Source organism: Streptomyces sp. NPDC043680, assembly GCF_056436685.1.
The window spans coordinates 416,308-439,981 of sequence record NZ_JBWKCE010000004.1; the positions used below are offsets into that span (position 1 = coordinate 416,308).

At 73.8% G+C, this 23,674-nt stretch carries 22 protein-coding genes and 1 pseudogene; 15 read left to right on the forward strand and 8 right to left on the reverse strand.

The features are described from left to right. Positions 1 to 73: 73 nt before the first annotated feature. Positions 74 to 421 carry a VOC family protein gene (locus tag AC0666_RS11545; protein ID WP_468579101.1) on the forward strand — a complete coding sequence of 116 codons (348 nt, stop codon included), beginning with the start codon at positions 74 to 76 and terminating at the stop codon, positions 419 to 421. Positions 422 to 502: 81 nt separating this feature from the next. Here the strand turns inward: AC0666_RS11545 and AC0666_RS11550 are convergent, their stop codons facing one another. Beyond that, positions 503 to 1,474 (reverse strand): ArsR/SmtB family transcription factor, encoded by a 972-nt coding sequence (locus AC0666_RS11550; RefSeq protein ID WP_468579099.1) that lies wholly within the window; start codon positions 1,472 to 1,474, stop codon positions 503 to 505. Between the two features lie 84 nt (positions 1,475 to 1,558). On the opposite strand from AC0666_RS11550, the gene AC0666_RS11555 reads away from it, so the two are divergent. Further along, entirely contained in the window at positions 1,559 to 2,692 is a 1,134-nt protein-coding gene (locus AC0666_RS11555; RefSeq protein WP_478707510.1) for an alpha/beta fold hydrolase, read from the forward strand. A 206-nt stretch (positions 2,693 to 2,898) separates the two neighbouring features. Here AC0666_RS11555 and AC0666_RS11560 read toward each other — a convergent pair whose 3' ends face one another. Beyond that, complete coding sequence (locus AC0666_RS11560) at positions 2,899 to 3,765, reverse strand: LysR family transcriptional regulator (RefSeq protein WP_468963778.1); 867 nt, start codon at positions 3,763 to 3,765, stop codon at positions 2,899 to 2,901. A 70-nt stretch (positions 3,766 to 3,835) separates the two neighbouring features. Here AC0666_RS11560 and AC0666_RS11565 point away from each other — a divergent pair, with 70 nt between their 5' ends. The 3 genes and pseudogenes from AC0666_RS11565 to AC0666_RS11575 all read left to right on the forward strand — a co-directional run bounded on the left by AC0666_RS11565 (position 3,836) and on the right by AC0666_RS11575 (position 6,104). Next, the gene (locus AC0666_RS11565; protein ID WP_468579096.1) at positions 3,836 to 4,447 is read left to right on the forward strand and encodes a short chain dehydrogenase; all 612 of its coding nucleotides are present in this window, start codon (positions 3,836 to 3,838) and stop codon (positions 4,445 to 4,447) included. Positions 4,448 to 4,609: 162 nt separating this feature from the next. Next, positions 4,610 to 5,149 carry a GNAT family N-acetyltransferase gene (locus AC0666_RS11570; RefSeq protein WP_478707511.1) on the forward strand — a complete coding sequence of 180 codons (540 nt, stop codon included), beginning with the start codon at positions 4,610 to 4,612 and terminating at the stop codon, positions 5,147 to 5,149. 30 nt (positions 5,150 to 5,179) lie between these two features. Next, positions 5,180 to 6,104 (forward strand): annotated as a pseudogene (locus tag AC0666_RS11575) (IS5 family transposase). A 25-nt stretch (positions 6,105 to 6,129) separates the two neighbouring features. Here the strand turns inward: AC0666_RS11575 and AC0666_RS11580 are convergent. The 3 genes from AC0666_RS11580 to AC0666_RS11590 all read right to left on the reverse strand — a co-directional run bounded on the left by AC0666_RS11580 (position 6,130) and on the right by AC0666_RS11590 (position 9,466). Further along, on the reverse strand, positions 6,130 to 7,785 hold the full coding sequence (locus tag AC0666_RS11580; protein WP_468963780.1) for an FAD-dependent monooxygenase: 1,656 nt from the start codon (positions 7,783 to 7,785) through the stop codon (positions 6,130 to 6,132). A gap of 90 nt (positions 7,786 to 7,875) precedes the next feature. Next, a complete protein-coding gene (locus AC0666_RS11585; RefSeq protein ID WP_468963781.1) occupies positions 7,876 to 8,937 on the reverse strand; it encodes a cation diffusion facilitator family transporter in 1,062 nt (353 codons plus the stop codon). A gap of 37 nt (positions 8,938 to 8,974) precedes the next feature. Continuing rightward, entirely contained in the window at positions 8,975 to 9,466 is a 492-nt protein-coding gene (locus AC0666_RS11590) for a GNAT family N-acetyltransferase (RefSeq protein ID WP_478707512.1), read from the reverse strand. Positions 9,467 to 9,585: 119 nt separating this feature from the next. Here AC0666_RS11590 and AC0666_RS11595 point away from each other — a divergent pair, with 119 nt between their 5' ends. From AC0666_RS11595 to AC0666_RS11640, 10 genes are all read left to right on the forward strand, one after another. Continuing rightward, positions 9,586 to 10,326: an SOS response-associated peptidase gene (locus tag AC0666_RS11595; RefSeq protein WP_468963783.1), complete on the forward strand. Its 741-nt coding sequence runs from the start codon at positions 9,586 to 9,588 to the stop codon at positions 10,324 to 10,326. A 130-nt stretch (positions 10,327 to 10,456) separates the two neighbouring features. Further along, entirely contained in the window at positions 10,457 to 12,208 is a 1,752-nt protein-coding gene (locus tag AC0666_RS11600) for a S8 family serine peptidase (RefSeq protein ID WP_478707513.1), read from the forward strand. Positions 12,209 to 12,224: 16 nt separating this feature from the next. Continuing rightward, positions 12,225 to 12,494, forward strand: a complete 270-nt coding sequence (locus AC0666_RS11605; protein WP_468963785.1) for a hypothetical protein — start codon at positions 12,225 to 12,227, stop codon at positions 12,492 to 12,494. A 493-nt stretch (positions 12,495 to 12,987) separates the two neighbouring features. Beyond that, positions 12,988 to 13,566: an RNA polymerase sigma factor gene (locus AC0666_RS11610; RefSeq protein ID WP_468579089.1), complete on the forward strand. Its 579-nt coding sequence runs from the start codon at positions 12,988 to 12,990 to the stop codon at positions 13,564 to 13,566. Positions 13,567 to 14,450: 884 nt separating this feature from the next. Then, complete coding sequence (locus AC0666_RS11615; RefSeq protein ID WP_468964308.1) at positions 14,451 to 15,200, forward strand: IclR family transcriptional regulator; 750 nt, start codon at positions 14,451 to 14,453, stop codon at positions 15,198 to 15,200. Positions 15,201 to 15,377: 177 nt separating this feature from the next. Next, the gene (locus tag AC0666_RS11620; RefSeq protein WP_468963786.1) at positions 15,378 to 15,935 is read left to right on the forward strand and encodes a TetR family transcriptional regulator; all 558 of its coding nucleotides are present in this window, start codon (positions 15,378 to 15,380) and stop codon (positions 15,933 to 15,935) included. A 137-nt stretch (positions 15,936 to 16,072) separates the two neighbouring features. Continuing rightward, the gene (gene pgm, locus AC0666_RS11625) at positions 16,073 to 17,713 is read left to right on the forward strand and encodes a phosphoglucomutase (alpha-D-glucose-1,6-bisphosphate-dependent) (protein ID WP_468963787.1); all 1,641 of its coding nucleotides are present in this window, start codon (positions 16,073 to 16,075) and stop codon (positions 17,711 to 17,713) included. A gap of 158 nt (positions 17,714 to 17,871) precedes the next feature. Further along, positions 17,872 to 19,098, forward strand: coding sequence for an FAD binding domain-containing protein (locus AC0666_RS11630; RefSeq protein ID WP_468963788.1), 1,227 nt, complete (start codon positions 17,872 to 17,874; stop codon positions 19,096 to 19,098). Between the two features lie 9 nt (positions 19,099 to 19,107). Then, a complete protein-coding gene (locus tag AC0666_RS11635) occupies positions 19,108 to 20,268 on the forward strand; it encodes a GDSL-type esterase/lipase family protein (RefSeq protein WP_468963789.1) in 1,161 nt (386 codons plus the stop codon). A 129-nt stretch (positions 20,269 to 20,397) separates the two neighbouring features. Then, positions 20,398 to 20,913, forward strand: a complete 516-nt coding sequence (locus AC0666_RS11640) for a SixA phosphatase family protein (protein ID WP_468963790.1) — start codon at positions 20,398 to 20,400, stop codon at positions 20,911 to 20,913. Between the two features lie 42 nt (positions 20,914 to 20,955). On the opposite strand, the gene AC0666_RS11645 is transcribed toward AC0666_RS11640, so the two are convergent. Genes AC0666_RS11645 through AC0666_RS11655 form a run of 3 tightly spaced genes read right to left on the reverse strand, consistent with a single transcriptional unit; the run spans position 20,956 to position 23,673 of the window. Further along, positions 20,956 to 22,140 (reverse strand): anhydro-N-acetylmuramic acid kinase, encoded by a 1,185-nt coding sequence (locus AC0666_RS11645; protein WP_468963791.1) that lies wholly within the window; start codon positions 22,138 to 22,140, stop codon positions 20,956 to 20,958. After that, on the reverse strand, positions 22,137 to 23,480 hold the full coding sequence (locus AC0666_RS11650) for an MFS transporter (protein WP_468963792.1): 1,344 nt from the start codon (positions 23,478 to 23,480) through the stop codon (positions 22,137 to 22,139). Before AC0666_RS11650 ends, AC0666_RS11645 begins: the two co-directional genes overlap by 4 nt. Further along, positions 23,470 to 23,673, reverse strand: coding sequence for a hypothetical protein (locus AC0666_RS11655; protein ID WP_468963793.1), 204 nt, complete (start codon positions 23,671 to 23,673; stop codon positions 23,470 to 23,472). Before AC0666_RS11655 ends, AC0666_RS11650 begins: the two co-directional genes overlap by 11 nt. Between the last annotated feature and the right edge of the window lies 1 nt (position 23,674).

Here is a 23,674-nt window from a genome sequence, read left to right on the forward strand (position 1 = left end):
CCGGGTCGAAACGATGATGGCGACAAGCCTGACCGTATGGAACGAAGCCCCAATGAAGACGAGGAGTTCCAGCATGCCGATGAAGATCGACTCGGTGATCGCACGACAGCGCGTTGACGACCTGGACGCGGCCGTCCCCTTCTACGAGCGACTGACGGGCCGCACGGCCGACCGCTTCGCCTTCGCCGGTGTGCAGCTGGCGACTGTCGGGCCCTTCCTGCTGTTCTGCGGTCCGGACGAGGCGGTGCAGAGGGTCGCCGGGGTGAGCGCCACCCTGACGGTCGAAGATCTGGCCGCAGCGGTCGACGAAGCGGTCGCCGCCGGCGCCACGGTGGTCATGCCTGCGCAGCCCACCCCCAACGGTCACCGAGCGGTGCTGCGACACCCCCACGGGGGTGTGTACGAGTACGTCGGCCCCTGAACTGGGACTGGTCCGTGCGGCACAGTTACCGCCGCCGCCCTGGTCATCTGGCGGATTCGCACATGATCGGCCCGACAGCCCCTAACCGTCGGCGAGCCACAGCTCGGCCAGGGGCGTACGTGCGTGGTGGACCGAGCGGCCCGTGCGGGTGGTGGTGAGGAGGCCGGCGGCGCGGAGCGCGGAGGCATGGGCGGAGGCGGTGGCGTTGCTGACGCCGAGGCGGCGCGCCAGTCCCGTCGTCGTACGGGGTTGGTCCAGGCAGCGCAGCAGGGCGAGCCGGGTGCGCCCGAGGACCCCGGCGAGGGGCTCGTCCGGTGGGCCGCCCCGGTCCGGGACCGGGACCGGCGGCAGGCCCCGGCCCGCGGGGTAGGCGAGCGCCACCGGACGGTCCGGCAGGTCCTGGACGAGGGGGCCCTGCCGCCAGTGGAAGGTCGGTCGCAGGACCAGCCCGCGCCCGCCGAGCCGGACTTCACGCACCCCCGGGACGTCCGGCCGGGGCCATTCCCAGACCCCGCCGCGCAGCCGCGACCCCGGTGCCAGGGCGGTCAGGGCGGCGCCGATGCCCTGTTCTGCGGCGGTCAGGGCATGGTGGGTGAACTCCGACCGGTGCAGGTCCTGGACCAGCGGCCACACCGGCGCGAGCACCGACTCGTACGCCGCCCGCTGCGCCCGGACGAGTATCCGCCAGGCGCCCGCGTCCCCGCCGTGCAGGGAGCGGATCCACGGCGGCGCCGGCCGCTGTGCGTAGACCTGCTCGATGCCGGCTCGCACGAACTCCGGGCGGGCCGCCCTGATCAGCGCGAACCCCTCGTCCGGTGTGTCACCGAGGACGTCGAGGAAGGCGGGGGGCCTCCCGTCCGGCACCAGGTCGGCGAGCGGCCGGACCGCGTGCGGCAGGGTCCGCAGCAGCCTGCTGCGCCAGCGCCCGAACAGCAGCTCCTCCTGCGGGGCGCCCAGCATCATCAGGGCCGCGTGCAGCTCGGGTACGGGGGAGGGCCGCGGTGCGAACCGCACCCGGGCGAAGTCGTCCGACGTGAAATGGATCCGGATCACGCACATCTCCCTGCTCCGCGCCAGGCTTTCGGGCCTGGCCGCAAGCTTCGCCCTGGTACCGCGGCCGCCTCCAGGATGCCGTCCATGACATATTCCTCCGCACCGGGCCGCCGTTCCTTCGCCAAGGGCGCTCTCGCCGGCGCCGCCGCCCTGTTCCTCACGACCGCCGCCACCGGCTCCGCCACGGCCTCCGGGCACGGGGGTGCGTCCCTCCTGCGGCTGCCCGCGCCCACCGGCCCGTACCCCGTCGGCGCCCGCGTCCTCCACCTCGTCGACCGCTCCCGCAACGACCCGTGGGACACCGGGATCGGCGTACGGGAGCTCATGGCCACCGTCCTGCGGCCGGCCGTGCCCGCCCGGGGCTTCCCGCGCGTCCCGCAGCTCACGCCCGGCGCCGCTGCGGTGTTCGCCTCCCTCGCCCACCTGGTCCGTCCGCACCTGCCGGCGACCGGGGTCGACTGGGCGGCCACCCTCACCCACGCCCGGGCCGGCGCCCCGCCCCTGACCGGCCGGCGCCCCGCACTGCTCTACAGCCCGGGCGGCGGCGACGCCCGCACGATGGGCAGCTCACTCGCGATCGACCTCGCCTCGCACGGCTGGACCGTCATCACCGTCGACCACCCCGGGGACGCGAGCGAGGTGGAGTTCCCCGACGCGCGGCCGGAACGCGACCGGATCCGGACGACCGTCCTGCGTCCGGACCTCGACGCGGCGACCTTCCGCACCATGATCGACACCAGGGTGGCCGATCTCCGCTTCGTCCTCGACGTCCTCGGCCTGGACCGGGTCGGGGTCTACGGGCACTCCGCGGGCGGCACCGCGGCCGCACAGGCGCTCCATGAGGACCGGCGGATCGCAGCCGCCGCCAACCTGGAGGGGTACCTCGACCAACTGGACGGCGAACTCCTGCCCGTGGCCCGGCGGGGAACGGACCGGCCGCTGCTCCTGGCCGGCACCGACGGCTTCCGCGACGCCCGGCTGGACCGGTCCTGGGCGGCCGTCCTCGCCCACGGGGGCCCGGTCGTCCGGCGGCAGCTCGACCACACCCACCACTGGGCCTTCACCGACTACGCGGCCCTCGTCCCCCAGCTCGAAGAGGCCGGCCTGATGACCGCTGCGGGCCGCGCCGCCATGGTGGGCCCGGCCGACCCCCGGGTCACGGTGCCGGCTGTCCGCGACCTCGTCCGGTCGTTCTTCACCCGCCACCTGGCGAGTTGAGCGCCTGCACGCCGTGCGGCCGCGCGGCGTGGCGGACGAGACTCCCTAGTGCTGTGGCCGGGAAGGTTTGCCGGGTCGCGTTGTCCGGTGCGGTGCATCGCAAGGCGGAGGCCCGCGGCTCGTACTGGACGTACTTGCGCGGTCCGCCAACGCAGCAAGGTGCCGTGCCGGGCGGCGCGACCCGGTGGACCTTTCCGGTCACAGCACTAGATGCCGGTGGCCGGGAGGACGCGCCGGGCATGGGCGCGGAAGGCCTCGGTCTGCGGATGGGTCGGGGCCCTGGGGGACAGGAAGTGGACCGTCACCGGGGGGACGCCGGTGAGCGGGAGGTAGCGGACGCCCGGGTACGGGTGGCTGTACCGGGTGGCCTCCGCGGTGACGCCCACGGCCTCACCCGTCGCGATGACCGTGAGCCACTCGTCGACGTTCGCCACGGTCAGGGAGGCCGGGCGGCGCTCCTGCGGCCACAGGGCCGTGCTGGTCGTGGCGGCCGACGCGCACAGGACGACCGTACGGTCCACCAGGTCGGCCGGCGCGACCTCCTCGCGGGCGGCCAGCGGATCGTCCTCGCACAGGGCCGCGATCCGCGGTTCGCGGTACAACGGCAGCACGGAGAGCGGGAGGTCACCGCTCTCGGGCAGCGTCCGCAGGAACGCGGCGTCGACCTTCCCGCGGCGCAGCGCCGCTGCCGGGTCGTCGAGCCGGTGCACCTCGACCGGGACGTCGGGGCGTTCGCGGCGCCACTCGCGCAGCAGCCCCACCGTGTACGGGCCGAGGGCCGCCCAGGCGAAGCCGATGCGCAGGGGCCGCGGCCCGGTGGCGGCCTCCGCGAGGGCCTGGTCGACCTGGGAGAGGATGCGGTGCGCGTGCTCCCACAGGCGCCGGCCCTCCGGGGTCAGAGCCAGCCGCCGGGTCGTACGCTCGACCAGCGTGGTGCCCAGGCGGCGCTCCAGCTGGTCCAGGGTGCGGGACAGGGCGGGCTGGCTGAGCCGCAGGACATCAGCCGCGCCCGTGATGGTGCCCTCGTCGCCGATCGCGGCGAGGGCACGCAGGTGCCGTAGCTCCACGTTCATAACCGCCGAGCATAAATGCTGCACGGGCGGCATTTCCCCGGCCCGGCCCGGTGGCCCTAGCGTCGGGGGCATGCGAATCCTTCTCATCGGCGCGGCCGGCAGGCTCGGCACGGCCGTCCACCACGCCCTCACCGCCCGCAACCACACGGTCCTCACCGCCGGACGGTCGAGCGGCGACCTGCGCCACGACATCACCGACCCGGCGCAGATCGCCGCCCTGTACGACGAGGCCGGGCGGGGCGGGCAGCTGGACGCGGTGGCGAACGCCGCGGGCTCCGTGCCCTACAAGCCAGTCGCGGACATGACACCGCAGGACTGGACGGCGGCCTTCGACGGCAAGGTCCTCAGCCAGCTGGAGCTGGTACGCCAGGGCCTCGGCCGGATCGCCCCCCGCGGCTCCTTCACCCTCATCACCGGCGTCCTGGCCCGCAGCCCGATCGTCACGGGCACGGCCGCCTCGATGGCGAACGGCGCGGTGGAGGCGTTCGTCCGCGCGGCCTCCGTCGAAATCGCCCCGCAGCGCATCAACGCGGTCAGCCCGACGGTCTTCACCGAGGCGTTGGACGTCTACGGCGCATCCTTCCCCGGCTTCCCGCCGGTCGGCCTGGCCGCGGTGGCGCAGGCCTACGTACGCGCCATCGAGGGCCCGGAGACGGGCCGGATCCTGGAACTCGGAGACTAGGACTTGTCCCGACGATCTTTGGGTGCCCTGGCTCTGCGAGGTGTTCGGCTTCCTTGAGAGGCGATGGGTTGGTGGTTTCTGCCGCCCGGGCCTACGCCGCCGGTGCACTACTCCTCAAATACCTGCTTGAAGGTGCGGTGCCGCAAGGCCGATGGTGGCTGCATGCACGACGTAAAGCTTTCGGATGGCGTTGTCACTCTGTCTCCTCCGCGCCTGGACGACGCGGACGAGCACCTGGCAGGCGAGGACGAGCTGCTGGTGCGGTGGCTCAGTGGGGGGCCAGGCACGCGGGAAGGCACCGAGGTGTACTTCCGCCACTGCATCGAGCAGTGGGCCGCCCGTGGACCGTTGCGTGCGTTCGGGATCCGTGTGGCCGCCGAGTCAACGCTGGCGGGTTATATAGACCTGCGGTTCGAGATGGCGGGCTTGGTGCCTGGACAGGTCAACATCTCCTACGGGCTCTACCCTGCCTGGCGGGGTCAGGGACTGGTGACCCGCGCTGTCCGCCTGATCTGCCAGTACGCCGCAGCTGAAGGGGCGGCCCAAGCAGTGATCCGGGTGGATCCGGAGAACTCGCGGTCGGCAGCGGTCGCGCGACGGTCAGGTTTCACCTACGACAAGCGGGTTCCGGAAGCGGATGGCAACCAATGCGACTGGTACGTCCGCAGCCTGGCTGACGAAGTCGATCTGCCGATCATGTGACTACTCCGCGGGCGGGTCGTAGATGTGGACATGGGGCGGGGTGATCTGACGGATGCCGAGTGGGAACGGCTGCGGCCGTTCCTGCCGGTCAGCAATGGGCGTTGTGGCCGGTGGCGGGATCACCGGCAGGTGATCGACGGGATTCTGCACCGGGTGCGGACCGGCGTGCAGTGGCGTGACCTGCCCGAACGGTTCGGCCCATGGAAGACCGTCTACGAACGCCACCGGCTGTGGTCGGGCGACGGGACCTGGGAGCGTCTGCTCCAGCAAGTCCAGGCCGCCGCCGATGCGGCGGGTGAGATCGAATAGGACATCTCGGTCGACTCCACCATCGTGCGGGCGCATCGGCACGCGGCCGGCGCCCGCACCGACCCGCCTCCAGCACCAAAGGGGGCGAAATGTCAGGACGCCAGGACGAAACGCCGTGGCAGAGTCTCGTCGCCCGGCTGGTGGAGGTGGTGCTGGAGGTGAGGGCCTGGGCCGCTCGCGCGGCGGGTTACCACCAAGCTCCACCTGAGCGCGGACGGCCGCTGCCGCCCGCTGTCCCTGATCGTCACACCAGGTCAGCGGGCGGACTGCACCCAGTTCAAGCCGGTCCTGGAGAAGATCCGCATCCCCAGACTCGGACCGGGCAGGCCGCGTAAGAAGCCCGACAGCGTGGCCGCCGACAAGACCCATGGCAACGGACCCTGCCGCGAGTACCTGCGGCGCCGCGGCATCCGACACACGATCCCGGAGAAGACCGACAGCCAGGCTACCCGCCTGCGCAAAAGGTTCACGCGGCGGACGGCCACCGGACTTCGACAAAGAGCGCTATAAGAAGCGCAACACCATCGAACGGGCTGTCAACCGCCTCAAACAGCACCGGGCAGTCGCCACCCGCTACGACAAACGCCGCTACGTCTACCTCGGCACTGCAACCGTCGCAGCCCTCACCATCTGGCTCCGAACATGATCGGCCGGACAAGTCCTGGCCGTCCCTACGCCGGCGTCCCGGAAGCCCGGAAGACCTGTGCGAGGTGGGCGGTGAGGTCCTGGACCGTCGGGGGACACAGCCGGGCCCCCAGGTAGCCGTCGGGCCGGACCACGAACACCGTCGGCTCCCCGACCTCGTACATCCGGGCGAACTCGCCCCGCGCGTCCCGGTACACCGGCAGCGGGGCCGGCCCGTCCGTGTCCGCCTCCGCGAGGACCGCGCAGGCCTCCACCAGGCCGGGCGCGAAGGTCCGTACGACCTCGGCGAGTTCGGTCAGGGTGCCGTCCGCGAGCGGCCCGGTCCCGTACAGCACCAGCAGGTGCTCGCGGCCGCGCAGCAGGTCGTACAGGCGCAGCGGGTAGGAGGTGATCCGCCCGGCGAGCCCGCCGCAGTCCGGGGCGCGGTCGCCGGCCTGCGGGCCCCGGCCGGCGCCCGCCCGAGACGGCCGCTGCACGATCGGGCTGCCCCGGTATCCGACCAGCAGCTGCGCCTCGCGCAGCGCCGGCGTCACCGGGTCCGACGGATCGGCCAGGATGCCCTCGGCGGCGTGCCGCACGGTGCGGCCGACGACCTCCTCACCGACCGGCCGGCGCTCGGCGTCGTAACTCGCGAGCAGGCCGGGGCCGGCAGCGCCCTCCAGGGCCGCGGCCAGCTTCCAGGCCAGGTTCCAGGCGTCCTGGATCCCGGTGTTCATGCCCTGCGCGCCGGTCGGCGGGTGGATGTGCGCGGCGTCCCCGGCGACGAAGACCCGCCCGTCGCCGTAGCGGTCCACCAGCCGGTGGCTGATCCGGAACACCGAGGACCACCGCATCGCGGACGCGGTCGTCGGCCGGGGCGAGAGCCGGTCCAGGACGGCCTGGACGTGGACCAGTTCGGGGGCCCGGCCGCCGCTCTCCAGACCGTGGGCCACCCTGTCGCCGGCCGCCGGCGCCGCGGCGGAGAGCTCCGGCGGCACCCTCATCGACATCCGGTAGCGGCCCGTGCCCGGCAGCGGAATGCACACCAGCACGTCGTCGACGGCGCCCTCCGCGGTCCGGTGCACGGCCCGCACCCCGTACCCGTACGGCAGGTCCCAGTCGACCTCCACATCGGCGAGCATGTACTCCTCCGGGAACGCGCCGCCTTCGAAGCCCAGCCCGAGCCCCTTGCGGACGGTGCTGTGCGCACCGTCGCAGCCCACCAGGTACCGGGTCCGCAGCTCCTCCTCCCCGGCCGGGGTGCGCAGCCGGCAGGTCACCCCGTCGGCGTCCTGGGCGAACGACAGCAGCTCGGTGCCCCGTTCGATCCCCGTGCCGAACCGCCCCAGGCACTCCTCGATGAGGCGCTCGGTCTCGTACTGGGGCAGCGCGGCGAAGCCGTACGGCACCTCCGGCGGCAGCTGAAGCCTGACGGGGGGCTGCTCGGCGCCGTTCACGTACATCAGTTGCCCGCGCATCGGGACCGCCAGGTCCAGCGCGGCCCGGACGAAGCCCATCCGGTCCCAGATCTCCAGCGTGCGGGGCTGGATCCCCACGGCCTTGGCGAACGGCAGCCGGGCCGGAAGCCGGTCGATGATCCGGCAGCCGACACCACGCCGCCGCAGCTCGGCGGCGGCCGTCAGACCGACCGGTCCGGCGCCCGCCACGAGTACGTCCGCAGCCGCTCCCTCGCCGTGCACCATGAACGCCTCCCGGTGGGTCCCCCCGGAACGGGTCCCTCCCATGGTGGCCCGGAGGCCGCCGACCGGCCATCGCGCCTCCCGGGACGGTGGTCAGGAAGCGTGGTGGGCCAGGGTCGCGTGCGGGTCGCCGTCCTCGGCGGGGTGGTCGATGTGGACGGTGGCGCCCGTCAGCCGCGGAACGGCGTGGATCAGCGCATGCTCGGCCTCGACGGCCAGCGCGTGCGCCTGGACGACGGTGAGCTGCGGATCGACGAAGATGTCCGCTTCGGCGCGCAGCGTATGGCCGATCCACCGCATCCGGACCTGCCCGGTGCCGAGCACTCCGCCCACCGCGCGCAGCGCCCGTTCGGCGGTGTCGACCAGGGCGGGGTCGACGGAGTCCATCAGACGCCGGCAGACCTCCCGTGCGGCGTCCCGCAGGACCAGGACGATGGCCGCGGTGATGAGGAGGCCGACGACCGGGTCGGCCGCCTTCCAGCCGAGCGCGGTCCCGCCCGCGCCGAGCAGCACGGCCAGGGAGGTGAATCCGTCGGTGCGGGCGTGGAGGCCGTCTGCGACGAGGGCGGCGGAACCGATCCTGCGGCCCGTGCGGATCCGGTGGCGCGCCACCCACTCGTTGCCGGCGAAGCCGACCGCCGCGGCCGCCGCGACGGCCCACAGGTGGCTGGGTTCGCGGGGGTGCAGGAGCCGGTCCACGGCCTGCCAGGCCGTCAGCGCGCAGGACACGGCGATGGTGAGGACGACGGCGACCCCTGCCAGGTCCTCGGCGCGGCCGTAACCGTAGGTGTACCGGCGGTTCGCCGCCCGCCGGCCGAGGACGAAGGCGATGCCCAGCGGCACGGCGGTCAGCGCGTCGGCGGCGTTGTGGAGGGTGTCGCCCATGAGCGCCACCGACCCGGACACGGCGACGACGGCGGCCTGGACACAGGTGGTCAGACCCAGGACGGCCAGGGAGAGCCACAGGGTCCGCATGCCCTCCCGGGAGGACTCCAGCGCCGCGTCGACCTTGTCCGTCACCTCGTGGCGGTGCGGAACGAGCAGGTGCGCGAGCCGGTGCCGGATCAGGTGCGGGATCCGGCGCCGGGCCCGTGCCGCAGGCGCGTCCGCGGGCGGGTGGGCGTGCGGCCGGCCGTGCTCGTGACGGTGACTCACAGTGCCCTCGCTCTCGACGGGAAGGAGGAAGGAGAAGTCAGAGGGGCGCGGGAAGCCGGCGACGGTAACGCGTACCGGGCCGCCCGTCGAGGAGGACGTCCTCGACCACGCTGAACCCGGTGCGTGCGAGCACCGCCCGTGACGCCCCGTTGTCGCGGGTGGTGACCGCGGTGAGCACGTCGAGGCCGTACGCCTCGGCAGCCAGCCGGCACACCTCCCGCACCGCCGCTGTCGCCGTGCCGCGGCCCGCGGCGCGCCGGGCCACCCGGTAGCCCAACCCGGCAGCCCCGTCCGCGATGTCCACGAGGTTGACGCGGCCGACCAGGTCGCCGTGGTCGTCCACGATCACGTGGAACCGGCACGCACCGGCGTCCTGCTCCGCGAGCAGGGCCCGGTGACGGGCCGCGAACCCCGCGAAGTACGCGTCCCCGCGATCCGGCACGGACCGCGCGAAGTACTCGCGGTTCTCGGTTTCGAACGCCAGCAGCGCATCGGCATGGTCCGCCCCGAGCCGCTCCAGTCTGACCATGAACGACAGCGTAAGCCGTCCGCCGGCCGCGGTCACCGTGGGCGGCGGACGGCCGCCGCGGGCGACGCCCTGCGCGCGCCCCGCTGCCGGGGGAGGCGCCGGGGTGGCATGGTGGGGGTATGTGCGGCCGTTACGCCTCCAGCCGAGCCCCCGAGGACCTGGCCGGCCTGTTCGAGGCCCGCTGGGATCCGCGCGAGGCGCTCGCGCCGAGCTGGAACGTGGCCCCGACCGACCCCGTCTGGGCCGTCCTCGAACGTCCGGACCGCGACACCCGCGCGGTGCGGCGCCGGCTGCGCACGGTGCGCTGGGGCCTGGTCCCGTCCTGGGCGAAGGATCCGGGAGTCGGCGCCCGCATGATCAACGCCCGGGTCGAGACGGTGCACGAGAAACCGGCCTTCCGCAAGGCGCTCACCAAGCGCCGGTGCCTGCTGCCCGCGGACGGGTTCTACGAATGGCAGCCCGTCCCCGCGACCGCCACGGCGAAGGCGTACAAGCAGCCGTACTTCATCCGCCCCGAGGACGGCACGGTGATGGCGATGGCCGGGCTGTACGAGTTCTGGCGCGACCGGAACGTGCCCGACGAGGACGATCCGGCCGCCTGGCTGACCACGGCCACCGTCATCACCACGGAGGCCGCCGACGCCGCGGGCCGCATCCACCCCCGGATGCCGCTCGCACTCGACCCCGCCGACTACGAGGCCTGGCTCGACCCCGCCCACGAGGACGTCCACGCCCTGCGCGCCCTCCTCCACACCCCGGCCGAGGGCCGCCTGGAGGTACGGGCGGTCTCCACCGCGGTCAACAGCGTCCGCAACAACGGCCCCCACCTCCTGGACGCCGAGGCCTCCACCACGTCCTGACGGTCCCGGGCCCGGACGGGGAAGCCGGGGTCCGTCTGGCCGACCCCGCCGTGCGGGCCGGCGGCCCCCGGCCGAGGGTGGAGAGCTGTGGGCCGCACCAGGCCCCCGATGCGCTCCGAGGGGAAGACACATGGACTACACCAAGCTGGCCCCCGCCCTGGCGGCGACCTACGACCGCTATCAGCAGGCGAACCGCACGAGAGCGCCCCTGCAGCCACACGCCGACCTCCTCGGCCTGGTCTCGGTACACGAGGAGGCCAAGCCGGTTCGGGTGATCGTTTCGCTTGAGTGCGAACCCGACGCCGTGCTGGACGGCAGCCTGGGCGACGGGATCGAGCTCAACCAGGGCGGACGCAGGGTGCGTACCGCCATCGTCCCGCTGGACGAACTGCAGCGGCTCTCCATGCATCCGGGCATCCGGCGCATCGTCCCCGCCACCCGGCTGCGCCCGTACCTGAACCTCGCACAGGACAAGGTCGAGGTACCCCAGTTCCGGACGGAACACCACCTCAGTGGCGAGGACGTGGTCATCGGTGTCGTCGACAGCGGTATCGACCCGCTCCACCCGGCCTTCACCGGACGGATCGAGCGGATCTGGGACCAGACGATGCTGGGCGGCACGGGCGTGCCGGAAGGCCGGTACGGCGCGGAGTTCACGAACGCCGGGATGACGATGGCCACGCTGTCCCGGGACACGGACGGCCACGGCACCCACGTCACCGGCATCGCCGCGGGCAGCGAGGGGGTGGCCCCGAAGGCGCGCATCGTCATGGTCAAGACCGACTTCCAGGACGCCCACATCATCGACGGCATCCAGTACGTCTTCCGGGTGGCGCGCGACCTCGGCCTGCCGGCGGTGGTCAATCTCAGCCTCGGCGGGCACTTCGACGCCCACGACGGCACCGACCCGATGTCCCTCGCCATCGAGGAGCAATCGGGTCCGGGCCGGATCGTGTGCTGCGCGGCGGGCAACGAGGGCGACGACGACCTCCACGCACGGTTCCAGGTCAAGGAAGGCGCGGTCCGCTCGATCCCCTGCCACCCGGGCAGCCTGGCGGGCGCCCCCGACGTGTTCTGGATCAACGGCTGGTACCCGGGCGGCGACCGGCTCGACATCGCCATGGCCTCGCCCTCGGGAGCCACGACCGGGTTCCAGCCCGTGAAGACCTCCGGCTCGCCCGTGCACACCTTCGACCTGCCGGAAGGCAGGGTCCAGATCGTCACGCCGGGTCCCGACCCGGCCAACCACGACCACAACTTCGTCGCCGTCGTCGAGCCGACGGGCCCCGCAGCGGGTCCCTGGCGGCTGCTGCTGCGGACGGCGTCCGGTACCGGCGGGCCGGTCGAGGTGGACGCATGGATCCTCGGCCGCCCCGAGGCCCGCACGCAGCCGCAGTTCAGCGGGCCCGCCGTGCACGACGCCATCAAGATCGGTTCGCCCGGCTGCGCCGCCGCGGCGATCACCGTCGCCGCCTTCACCACGCGCAAGGAGTGGCGCAACGTCGACGGCGACGACGTGGAGATCCCGGGGCTGGTCCTCGACGACATCGCGAGCTTCAGCAGCGAGGGACCCCTGCGCAGCGGCGCGCCGAAGCCGGACATCACCGCCCCCGGCGCGATGATCATCTCGGCCCTGTCGAGGGACGCCCGCGACCTCCCCCGCGCCTTCATCACCGGCCCCGGCCATGTGGCCCTCCAGGGCACCAGCATGGCCACGCCCTTCATCGCGGGTGTGGCCGCACTCCTGCTGCAACGCGACCCGGGCTGCGATCCCCGGAAGTTCCTGGACCTGCTGCGGTCGAACGCCACCATTCCCGGCGGCACGCCCGGAGCCTTCCACCCCAAGTGGGGCCACGGCCTCCTCAAGGCCACCCACCTGTGACGATCGGCGGACCGCCATGGACTACGGGAAACTCGACGCCTCACTCGCGATGGCCGTCGACGCCGAGGGCCGGGATGCGCAGCTGCGCGAACTCCCGGTGTCCGTACGCCTGACCGGACCGCTCTCGGAGGCGCAGCGGGAGCAGCTCCGGGGATGCGGCGTCGACGGCGACGACGGCGGCCGTACCGTTCTGACCGCCACGCTCTCCCGCCGGGACGTCGAAATCCTCGCCGACCAGCCCTGGGTGCTCTCCCTCACCCTGTCCGCGCAGCGGCGCCCGCTGTAGCAGCAGCCGTGCCGACCGGGCGGCCCGCCCGGTCGGCACGCGCATGCCCGGGTGGCGGCCGGGCCTGCGCCGAGCGGGCCGGCAAGAGGGCGTACGCGGGCGCGGTGTGCCGGGACGGCAGAGGGCGTATGCGGGCGTGAGAGGGCGCGCGGGGAGGCCCATGCGCCAGCTGCCCGGAAATTTTGCGGGAGCGGCGTGCACAAACGGGCGCTTTCTCCGATGGGGTGAGAAGCAGGGGAACCCTCGGTGATGCGCGGCTGCCGGACCGGGGGCAGGCCCAGCCCTCACCTGCACATCTCACCGGAAGGCCCCGCACCCACGTGAACGCTGTCGAGAGAGTCGCCCCTGTGCTGTTAGCCGCCACCGCGGTCCAGGTCCGGGTCCAGACCCAGGTCCGGGTCCAGGCCCAGGTCCAGGCCGGGGTCCAGGTCCGGGCGCACGCCACGGTCCATGCCGCGCCCCGGGCCGGCGGCGCCCAGCCCCGGGGGAAGGCATGAACGAGGGCGATTTCGACCCATCGGGGGACCGGGCGGTCTCCAGCGAACTGGCGGGAGTCCTGCCGGTGGACTTCACGGCGTTCCACTCCCAGCACCACCGCGCCTACCTGCGCTACGCCCACCTCCAGCTCGGTGCCGCCAGGGACGCCGAGGACGTCGTCGACGACGCCTTCACCTTCCTCCTGAAGGTGTGGTCGCACGCCCTCAGCCAGGCCAGCCTGAACGGCTTCGCCTGGGCGGTCCTGCGCGAGCACGTCGAACGGCGCCTGACCGCCCTCGGCCGGCCCGTGGCCATGGTGGAGACGGCCTGGTTCGCGGCACTGCGCCGCTCCTCGCGGGAACGGCTGGAACTGCTGGAGTCCAAGCTCGGCCTGTACGCGGCGATCTCGGAACTGTCCGAGCGCCACTACGACGTGGTGCTGCTGACCTTCCTGCTGGGCAACGACTACGACACCGTCGCCCGGATGATGGGCATCTCCCCCGCCACGGTCCGCTCGCACATCCGCGGCGCGCGCCGAATCCTCTCCCGAAAACTCGGGGTGGCCTGGGCTCCCGGAGAGGAGAAGGACGAGTGAGCGACATGACACGCGATCGCGACGCCGTGCCGTTCGATGTGGACACCGCGCTGAAGGAGGCACAGGTGCTGTCGGAGGAGTTCGCCGGGTACGACGAGTACGCTGCCCGGCGCCGGATCGCCCGCCGCGTCGCCGCCGACCGCTCCCGGGCCGCGGGCCGCGGCGGGGCGCAGGAGATGGCCGACCACCTCGTCATGGACGCCTCCTGCCACGTACGGGCCGCCTGCGCGCTGGACGCCCTGACCGGCCACCTGGTGGAGAGCAGGGCCTTCGCCGAACTCGCCCTGGAGCGGCAGGCCTGGCCCCACAGCCCGCGGTCGGCCCTGATGTTCGGGTGCCTGCTGCACCTGGCCGGGCGCATGGACGGCGCGCAGTTCTGGTTCCAGTACGCGGCCGGCGCCGGGTCCCGCGCAGCCGCCCAGTGCCTCTACCTCCACCACCTGGCCCGCGCCGAGGTCACCACGGCCCGCCACTGGAAGCGCCAGGTGCAGAGCCTGCCCGCGGACGAAGGCCTGGCCGCCCTGCCGGCGATCCCGGACAACCTCGAAGGGGCCCTGGCGGCTTCGGTCATCTGGACCTCCCCGCCCATCACCACCCAGGACCTCACCGCCCTCACCGCGCCGGGCTGCCTGGGCGGCGCCCGCTACCGGCTCGCCCCCCGGCTGCGCAGGGCCGTCGCTGCGCTCGTCCCGCGGGAGGACCCGGACCTGGGCGAGGTCTTCGCCCCCGGCCCCCAGTTAGCTGCCGCCATCGCCCGCCACGCGCAGCTCAGCGGCGCGCACCTGGCTGACGAGGCGAACGGCCGCACCTCCCCGGCCCCCGGGCCGCCGCACCCCCGTCCCACCGACCGCCGCGCCCCCCGGACCCGGCCGGCCTCGGGCGCCCTGGAGTCCGTACACCAGGCCCTGCGGGTCCTGGAGCTCGTCAACCGGTACTCCGGCGGCGTCAGCCTCACGCAGATCGCCCGCCGCACCGGGCTGCCCCAACTCGTCCTGGCACGGGTGATGGAGCGGCTGGTACGGGCGAACCTGGCCAGCCCGGCCGGTCCCGGCGCCTACATCGCGGGCACGGCCCTGGCGCTGACCGCGGGCGCCGGTGACGACGGCCCGGGCCGGCTGCGGCAGACCCTGGCCTGGGTGCGGGACGCGGTCGGCGCCGCCGTGTACGTCGCCCGCTACACGGACGGCGAGGTCGCCATCACCCAGTACGCGGATTCCCCCACCGCGCCGCTCGTCGAGGAATGGGTGGACTTCCGCGCGGCCGCGCACGCCTCCGCGGTCGGCAAGGCCCTGCTGACACAGCTGGAGGAGGAGGACCGCAGGGACCACCTGGCGCGGCACCGGATGGAGCGCTTCACCCCCCACACCCTCACCAGCGAACGGGCCCTGTTCCACCAGCTCGACGTGCGTCTGCCCAACGCTCCGCTCCTCGACCTCCAGGAGTACGCCATCGGCACGGTGTGCGCGGCGGTGCCCATCACGGCGGGCCCGAACGCGGAGTGCGTCGCCCTGTCGATGCCCGCCCCGGACCCGCACCGCCTGAAGCAGGCCGCCCGCATCCTGCAGAGCGAAGCGGCCGCCGTCCTGCTCGCGCTCATCGTCACCGGGGGCAGCGTCCTGACCCCGACGGCGTAGCGCGACCTCGGCTGCGCGCGGGGCCGTCGCCGCCACGGCGCGCGACGGCCCACCGCACGCGGAGCGGGCAGCGCCTCTCCGGAGGACGAGGCACCCTGTCTGTACGGTGCCGTACGGATCGGGGCGGCTGAATCTGTACGATTCCGTACGGATGTGAGCTGCGAGGGGAGACGCACCATGGCCGTGGCCCGTACGCCGCGTGCGAAGTGGATCGAGGAGGGCCTGCGCGCGCTCGCCGAGGGCGGCCCCGAGGCCGTCCGGATCGAGGTCCTCGCGCAGGCACTGGGCGTCAGCAAGGGCGGCTTCTACGGGTACTTCGGCAACCGGGGTGCCCTGCTCACCGAGATGCTCGACGCCTGGGAACACGAGGTCACCGAGGCCGTGATCGAGCGGGTCGAGAGCGGCGGGGGAGACGCCAGGGCCAAATTGGAGCGACTCATCCGGATCGCCTCGTCCGGCGGCGGGCCGATCACCGGCATCACCGCCGACCTGGCCGTCCGCGACTGGGCCCGGCGCGACGAGGGCGTCGCGGAGCGGCTCCGGCGCGTGGACAACCGGCGCATGGAGTACCTGCGCTCGCTGTTCCGCACCTTCTGCGCGGACGAGGACGACGTGGAAGTGCGCTGCCTGATCGCCGTCTCCCTGCGCATCGGCAACCACTTGGTGGCCGCGGACCACGGAAGCCGCAGCCGCGCCGAGGTCCTGGAACTGACCCGCGGGTGGCTCCTGCGCTGAGGCCCGCGGACGTCGGCGTCCCGGCGGGCCGCAAAGGATCTTCTCACGCACCGACGGGTGGGGTGCCGGTGCGGCGCGGACGGCGGGACGACACAATGACCTGGTTGATCTCTTCGACCTCACGGAGGAGCCGGCGGATGCCGAACGAACGAGCGGGACAGCAGGCGCGCCCGGACGATCTGATCGATGTCGCCCGGCTCGTGACCGCGTACTACGCCTTGCACCCCGACCCGGCGGAACCCGCCCAGCGCGTCGCCTTCGGCACCTCGGGGCACCGCGGGTCCTCCCTGGCCACCGCCTTCAACGAGGACCACATCGCGGCGACCAGCCAGGCGATCTGCGAGTACCGGGCCCAGCAGGGGACCGACGGCCCGCTGTTCCTGGGCGTGGACACCCACGCGCTCTCCGAACCCGCCCGGGTGACCGCCCTGGAGGTCTTCGCGGCCAACGGGGTCACCGTGCTGGTGGACTCGGCCCAGGGCTACACCCCCACGCCCGCGGTCTCGCACGCCATCCTCACGCACAACCGCGGCCGCACCTCGGCACGCGCGGACGGTGTGGTGGTCACCCCCTCGCACAACCCGCCGGCGGACGGCGGTTTCAAGTACAACCCGCCCCACGGCGGCCCCGCGGGCTCCGAGGCGACCGGCTGGATCCAGGAGCGCGCCAACGAGATCATCACGGGCGGGCTGAAGGACGTACGGCGGCTGCCGTACATGCGGGCGATGGCGGCGCCGACCACGGGGACGTACGACTTCCTCGGCAGCTACGTGCGCGACCTGCCGTCCGTGCTCGACCTGGACGCCGTACGCGCCGCAGGTGTGCGCATCGGGGCCGATCCGCTCGGCGGGGCCTCCGTGGCCTACTGGGGGCGCATCGCCGAGGAGCACCGTCTCGACCTGACCGTGGTCAACCCGCACACCGACCCCACCTGGCGGTTCATGACCCTGGACTGGGACGGCAAGATCCGGATGGACTGCTCCTCCCCGTACGCGATGGCCTCGCTGATCGAGGGCCGCGACCGCTTCCGGATCGCCACCGGCAACGACGCGGACGCCGACCGGCACGGCATCGTGACCCCGGACGGCGGCCTGATGAACCCGAACCACTACCTGGCCACCGCCATCGACTACCTCTACCGGCACCGCGACCGCTGGCCGGCCGGTGCGGGGGTCGGCAAGACGCTGGTGTCCTCGGGGATGATCGACCGGGTGGCCGCCGACCTAGGCCGCGAACTGGTGGAGGTTCCGGTCGGTTTCAAGTGGTTCGTGGACGGGCTGGCCACCGGCACCCTCGGCTTCGGCGGCGAGGAGTCCGCCGGGGCCTCGTTCCTGCGCCGCGACGGCTCGGTCTGGACCACCGACAAGGACGGCATCCTCCTCGCCCTCCTGGCCTCGGAGATGACGGCCGTGACCGGGCAGACCCCGAGCGAACGGTACGCCGGCCTCACGGCCCGCTTCGGCGAACCGGCGTACGCCCGCGTCGACGCCCCGGCCACCCGGGAGGAGAAGGCCGTCCTCGCCCGCCTCTCGCCCGAGCAGGTCACCGCCGACACCCTGGCGGGCGAGGCGGTCACCGCGGTGCTGACGGAGGCCCCCGGGAACGGGGCCGCCATCGGGGGCATCAAAGTGGCCACCGAGAACGCCTGGTTCGCCGCGCGCCCCTCGGGCACGGAGGACGTCTACAAGATCTACGCCGAGTCCTTCCTCGGCCCCGAGCACCTGAGCCGGGTCCAGGAGGAGGCCCAGGGCGTCGTATCGGCCGCGCTGACGGGCTGACGGGCTGACGGGCCGACGCGTTGACGGCCTGACGGGCAGCCGGTCGGGCCCTGCTCCCTTGCCGAATCCCCCCTGCCTGCCGGAGAGTCCCCGTAAGCGGCCCCCGCCGATCGCGGCGGGGGACCGGGGCGGGGGACCGGCGAGTCGAGGGAGCAGCCATGCAGGGCGGTACGGTCGCGGTGGTCGGCGGGAGCATCGCCGGATGTGCGTTCGCCTCGGCGGCGGCGCGCGCGGGCGCGGACGAGGTGGTGGTGCTGGAGCGCACCCGCGGGCGGCTCGCCGACCGGGGACTGGGACTGTGCGTCCACGACGAGCGGGCCGCCGAACTCGCCGCGACCGGCGCCCTGCCCGCGGGTATCGCCGCCCACCGGCTGACCCGGCGCCGGTGGGTGGTCCGCGACGACGCCGCCGGGCCGGACGGGCGGATGTTCTGGGAGCAGCCGTTCCCCTTCCACTCGTACCACTGGGGGCTGCTCTGGCGCGGGTTACGGGAGGCCACGCCCGCGTCGGTCGTCTACCGCCAGGGCGTGACGGTGACCGGGGCGGCCGCCGTCGGCGACCGTGCCGAGCTGCGCCTCGCGGACGGGGTCGCCGAGCAGTACGACCTGGCCGTCGGCGCCGACGGGTACCGCTCGGTCGTACGGGAGACGGTCTGCCGCACCTCGCGCCCCCAGTACGCCGGGTACGTCTGCTGGCGCGGGAACTTCGACGCCCGGCGGCTGGCGGAGACCGGCGAGACAAGTTTCCCCGGCGACGCGGTGACCACCGTCTGCTTCCAGGGCGGCAGTTGCGTCATCTACCGGATCCCCGGACCGGACGGCCCCCGGGTCAACTGGGTCCTGTACGCGATGCCCCCGCAGACCGGGGGGCTGCGGCTGGACGATCCCACCAGCTTCCCGCCCGGCCAGGTGACGGCCGAACTCGCCGGCGCCCTGGCCGAGTTGCTGGACCGCCGGTTCCCGCCGTACTGGGCCCGCGTCATCGCGTCGACGGATGCGGATCACACCTACGTCCAGCCCATCTACGACCTGGAGAGCGCGCACACCACGGCCGGACGCTTCCTGCTGGCGGGTGACGCGGCCGTCGTTGCGCGCCCGCACACCACCAGCGGGGCGGCCAAGGCCCTCCAGGACGCCAGTGCCTTCGAGGCCGCCTGGCGGGCAGCGGCCTCCTGGGACGAGCTGCTGAACGCCTACCGGACGGCACGGGCCACCGCGGGAGGGGAGCTCGTCGCCCTGGCCCGCCGGCTCGGCCGGGCCCAGGTGGAGCGGACACCCGCCTGGGCCGCGATGAACGCGCGGCAGGCACAGGCGTGGTGGCAGGACCAACTCGCGGACGCGGCGGACATCGGCGGCCAGTCCATGACGCACCGAGGCCGCACGTAAGGTCGTCACGTGACTGACTGGATCACCACCCCCATCGACACCCGCATCCTGCACGGTGCGCTCGACCTGGAGCGCACGGAGCACGGACTGCTGCCGCACCGGCTGCCCGCCCGGGCCCGACGCCAGTTCCCCGACGCCCAGCTGGCCGTGGTCGAGTCCCAACCCTCCGGTGTGCGGCTGTCCTTCCGGAGCCGGGCCACCGCAGTCGAGCTGGACGTGCTGCCGACGAAGACGCTCTACCAGGGGATGGCGGCCCCCGTGGACGGGGTCTACGACCTCCTGGTCGACGGCCTGCCGGCCGGACAGGCCCGGGTGTCCGGCGGCAACACCCGTACGCTCGACCTGGCCACCGGGGCGGCGGAGGTACGGCCCGGCCCGGCCGGAACCGTCCGCTTCACCGGCCTGTCCGGGGAGCTGAAGGAGTTCCAGATCTGGCTGCCGCACGGGGAGACCACGGAGCTCATCGCCCTGCGCACCGACGCCCCGGTCGAGGCCGTCCCGACCGCGGGCCGCCGGGTGTGGCTGCACCACGGCAGTTCGATCAGCCATGGCTCCGCGGCCGAGAGTCCGACGGCGACCTGGCCGGCGCTGGCCGCGATCCGGGCCGGGGTGGAGCTGATCAACCTGGGCCTGGGCGGCAACGCCCTGCTCGACCCGTTCACGGCGCGCGCGATGCGGGACACCGCCGCGGACGTGCTCAGCGTCAAGATCGGCATCAACCTGGTCAACACCGACCTGATGCGACGGCGTGCCTTCGCCCCGGCGGTGCACGGCTTCCTCGACACCCTCCGCGACGGACATCCGACCGCACCGCTGCTGGTCGTCTCCCCCGTCCTGTGCCCCCTGCACGAGGAGACCCCGGGGCCCCTCGCGCCGGACTTCTCGGACGGGGGGCTGCGGTTCCGGGCCCTCGGGGACGCGTCGGACCCCACCCGGCTCACTCTCACCGTCATCCGGGACGAGCTGGCGCGCATCACGGAGCAACGGGCGGCCGAGGACCCCCACCTGTACTACCTGGACGGCCGTTCGCTCTACGGGGAGCGGGACTTCGCCGAGGTGCCGCTGCCGGACGGCCTGCACCCGGACTCGGCCGGCCACCGCCTGATCGGCGAGCGCTTCCTGGAACAGGTCTTCGACGACGGCGGGCCGTTCGCCGTCAAGGGCGCCTGACGCCGCTCGCGGCAGAGCCAGGGCCTGAAGGAAGCGCCGACCTTGCTCGTACTCTGTCCAATGCCGGGTTGGCCGTGCGGACGGCGGGCAGGCGTGCCACCGTGGGAAGAGCCGTGAGAGGGGTGGATCATGCCCGAAGCCGAGCGCCGGATCGTCCTGGTCCGGCACGCGAAGGCCGTGCCCAAGGACGTCGCCGAGGACTTCGACCGCGGTCTCGCGGACCGGGGCCGCCACGACGCGCCCAAGGCCGGCGCATGGCTCGCGCAGGCGGGCTTCGCCGTCGACCTGGCCCTGTGCTCCTCGGCCCGCCGCACCCGCCAGACCTGGCAGTTGATGCTGGCGCACTGGCCCACGCCGCCGCCGACGCGCTACGAGGACAGGCTCTACGACGCCGACGCCGACGGCCTGCTGGACGTCGTACGGGAGAGCACCGACGACCTGACCGGCCTGCTGCTGGTGGGCCACAACCCCGCCATCCACCAGCTGGCGGACGGCCTGTGCGGCGGCGGCCCCAAGGAGCGGGTGCGCGTCCTGCGCACGTCCTTCCCCACCTCCTCCGTCGCCGTGCTGACGGTGACCGGGGCCTGGCGGGACCTCGCCTGGGAGGCCGCACAGCTCGCGGACCTCTGGACGCCGGGCCACTGAGCGCAGGGCGTCCGGAGGGCTTCCGGAGGGTCCCGCCGCACGTCAGGCCGGGGCCGCCCGTACGGCCAGCCTGTGCGGAACGCGGACAGGACGCTCCGGCAGGCGGAGCGGGCGGCTGCCGGGCGTGAGGGAGCCGAGGATCCGCGGTCCCGCCGCGCCGGTGCACGCCGGGACGTTCCCCGGGAGGCCGTGCAGGGTGAGGTGGCCCAGCACGGCGAAGGCGTAAGCCTCCTTCGCCTCGGCGGGCAGCCCCAGCTCGTGCGACCCCCGCACCACCGCGGTGCCCGCCACCTCCTCGCCCAGCATCGCCATCAGTGCCGGGTTGCGGACGCCGCCGCCCGAGGCGAAGACCTCCGTCACCCCGTACGGGAGCACCGCCGCGGCCACGGTCCGCGCGGTCAGCCGGGTCAGCGTGGCGATCAGGTCCTGGGGCCGCAGCTCGCGGAACCCCGCCAGCCGCTCGTGCAGATAGCCCGCGTGGAACAGTTCCTTGCCCGTCGTCCGGGGAACGGGCATCCGGTAGTACGGATCCGCCAGCAGCCGCTCCAGCAGCGCCTCCTGGACCTGCCCGGCGGCGGCCAGGGCGCCGTCCTCGTCGTACGCGCGGCGCCCGCCGGTCAGTTCCCGCACCGCGGCATCGATCAGCGCGTTGCCCGGCCCGGTGTCGAAGGCGACCGGAGCACCGCCGCCCGCCACGGTGACGTTGGCGATCCCCCCGATGTTCAGGGCGGCCGGAACGCCGGGGCGCCCCCGCAGCAGCATCAGGTCGACCAGGCTGACCAGCGGTGCGCCCTGCCCGCCCGCGGTGACGTCGCGCGGCCGGAAGCCGGACACCACCGGGCAGCCGGTGCGCTCGGCGATCCATGCCGGCTCGCCGAGTTGGAGCGTGCCGTGCACCCGGCCGTCCTCGGCCCAGTGGTACACCGTCTGCCCGTGCGAGGCCACCAACTCGGCCCGCCCCGCGCACAGTTCCCGGTCCGCGCGGGCGGCCACGGCCGCGAAGGCCTGTCCGATCCGGGTGTCGAGGCGGCACACGTCGGCCAGGGTGGTGGCCGCGGGCGGCAGGGCCGCGGCGAGAGCCGCCCGTACGTCCTGCGGGTAGGGCTCGCTGACCATGCCCAGCGGGGTCAGGTGGAGCGTGCCGTCCTCGGCGGACAGGTCGAGATCGGCGGCCGCGGCGTCGACGGCGTCGTACGAGGTCCCGGACATCAGACCGATCACTCTCATCGCAACGGCTCCCGGTGGTCGTGGCCGCCCAGGGTGAGCAGCGCGAGACAGCTGACGGCGCAGGCGCCGGCGGCGTAGTACGCCGGAATGCCGGTGTTTCCCGTCCGGGCGGTCAACGCGGTGATGACAAGTCCGGCGCAGCCGGAGAACACCGCGTTGGCCAGGGCGTAGGCCACTCCGAGCCCGGTGCAGCGGACCCGCCGGGGGAACATCTCCGCCAGCATCGCAGGGCCCGGCCCGGCCATCAGGCCGACCACCGCGCCCGCGAGCAGGAGCGCCCCGGCCCGCAGCCAGGGGGAGCCGCCGGGGGACCGGATCAGCTGGAGCAGCGGGAAGGCAAGCACGACCACGCAGAGAGCCCCGCCCAGCATCACCGGGCGCCGCCCGATCCGGTCGCTCAGCATCCCGGCGGGCAGGATCGAAGCCGCGAACCCCAGCTGGGCGACGGCCGTGACCAGCAGGGCCTCCCGCACGGAGGTGCCCAGCGTGGCCTGCAGGTACGACGGCAGGACCACGAGGAAGGTGTACCCGGCCGCACACCAGCCCGTGATCCGCCCGATCCCGAGCACGACGGCCCATCCGAGCTCGCCGGGCCGGTTCGGCTCGGCAGGATCCGGCGGTGGGGGAGCGGCCCGGGGGGCGGCCGGGGAGGCACCACCGGCAGCAGCCGCGGGCGGCTCCTCCAGCGCCGTACGCAGCCACAGCGCCACCGCGCCGAGTGGCAGGGCCAGCAGGAAGGGGATCCGCCACCCCCAAGCGTGCAGCGCCCCGGCGGGCAGCACCGAGGCCAGGCCGGCAGCCGTGCCGGCCCCGGTGAGCAGCCCGAGAGCGACGGTGAATGACTGCCACGCACCGTAGAGGCCCCGCCGTCCCACCGGCGCGTACTCCGTCATCAGGGAGACGGCGCCGCCGAATTCACCGCCCGCCGAGAGCCCTTGCAGGATCCGCAGGAGGGTCAGCAGCCAGGGGGCGGCCGCGCCGATGGCCGCGCGGGTGGGCAGGAGCCCGATCATCGTCGTGGCGAAGGTCATCAGGCCGACCACCAGGACGAGGGTGGCCCGTCGCCCGAGCCGGTCGCCGAGCCGCCCGAACAACACGGCGCCCAGCGGCCGGAAGAAGAACGCGAGCGCGAACGAGGCGTACGTCGCCACGAGCGCCTCGGCCCCGGGCGCCGCGCCGGAACCGGCAGGGGTGAAGAAGTTCGCGGCGATGACCGTGGCGAAGCAGCCGTAGACGCCGAACTCGTACCACTCGACGAGGTTGCCGACCGAGCCGGCGAGCAGCGCCCGGCGGGAGGCGGCGCGGTTTCCCGCCGGGGCGTGCAGGACGTCAGGTCTCACCCGTGCTCAGTGCCCGCCCGGCGGGCCGGCGACGCCTGCGGGCCCCAGGGTTCAGCAGATCGGCGGCGGACACCCCGGGCCCCGTCCTGCGGATCAGGCCCTCATGGCCCTCCGGGGTGCCGACGCGGGCCGCGATGCGTACCCGGAGCTCGCGCAGCCTCATGGACACGGGGGACTCGGAGGTCAGATCCACC

Coding starts and splice junctions, on each gene's coding strand:
- AC0666_RS11545 (WP_468579101.1), top strand. CDS start 74: ATGCCGATGAAGATCGACTCGGTGATCGCACGACAGCGCGTTGACGAC.
- AC0666_RS11555 (WP_478707510.1), top strand. CDS start 1,559: ATGACATATTCCTCCGCACCGGGCCGCCGTTCCTTCGCCAAGGGCGCT.
- AC0666_RS11560 (WP_468963778.1), bottom strand. CDS start 3,765: ATGAACGTGGAGCTACGGCACCTGCGTGCCCTCGCCGCGATCGGCGAC.
- AC0666_RS11565 (WP_468579096.1), top strand. CDS start 3,836: ATGCGAATCCTTCTCATCGGCGCGGCCGGCAGGCTCGGCACGGCCGTC.
- AC0666_RS11570 (WP_478707511.1), top strand. CDS start 4,610: ATGCACGACGTAAAGCTTTCGGATGGCGTTGTCACTCTGTCTCCTCCG.
- AC0666_RS11580 (WP_468963780.1), bottom strand. CDS start 7,785: ATGGTGCACGGCGAGGGAGCGGCTGCGGACGTACTCGTGGCGGGCGCC.
- AC0666_RS11590 (WP_478707512.1), bottom strand. CDS start 9,466: ATGGTCAGACTGGAGCGGCTCGGGGCGGACCATGCCGATGCGCTGCTG.
- AC0666_RS11595 (WP_468963783.1), top strand. CDS start 9,586: ATGTGCGGCCGTTACGCCTCCAGCCGAGCCCCCGAGGACCTGGCCGGC.
- AC0666_RS11600 (WP_478707513.1), top strand. CDS start 10,457: ATGGACTACACCAAGCTGGCCCCCGCCCTGGCGGCGACCTACGACCGC.
- AC0666_RS11605 (WP_468963785.1), top strand. CDS start 12,225: ATGGACTACGGGAAACTCGACGCCTCACTCGCGATGGCCGTCGACGCC.
- AC0666_RS11610 (WP_468579089.1), top strand. CDS start 12,988: ATGAACGAGGGCGATTTCGACCCATCGGGGGACCGGGCGGTCTCCAGC.
- AC0666_RS11620 (WP_468963786.1), top strand. CDS start 15,378: ATGGCCGTGGCCCGTACGCCGCGTGCGAAGTGGATCGAGGAGGGCCTG.
- pgm (WP_468963787.1), top strand. CDS start 16,073: ATGCCGAACGAACGAGCGGGACAGCAGGCGCGCCCGGACGATCTGATC.
- AC0666_RS11630 (WP_468963788.1), top strand. CDS start 17,872: ATGCAGGGCGGTACGGTCGCGGTGGTCGGCGGGAGCATCGCCGGATGT.
- AC0666_RS11640 (WP_468963790.1), top strand. CDS start 20,398: ATGCCCGAAGCCGAGCGCCGGATCGTCCTGGTCCGGCACGCGAAGGCC.
- AC0666_RS11645 (WP_468963791.1), bottom strand. CDS start 22,140: ATGAGAGTGATCGGTCTGATGTCCGGGACCTCGTACGACGCCGTCGAC.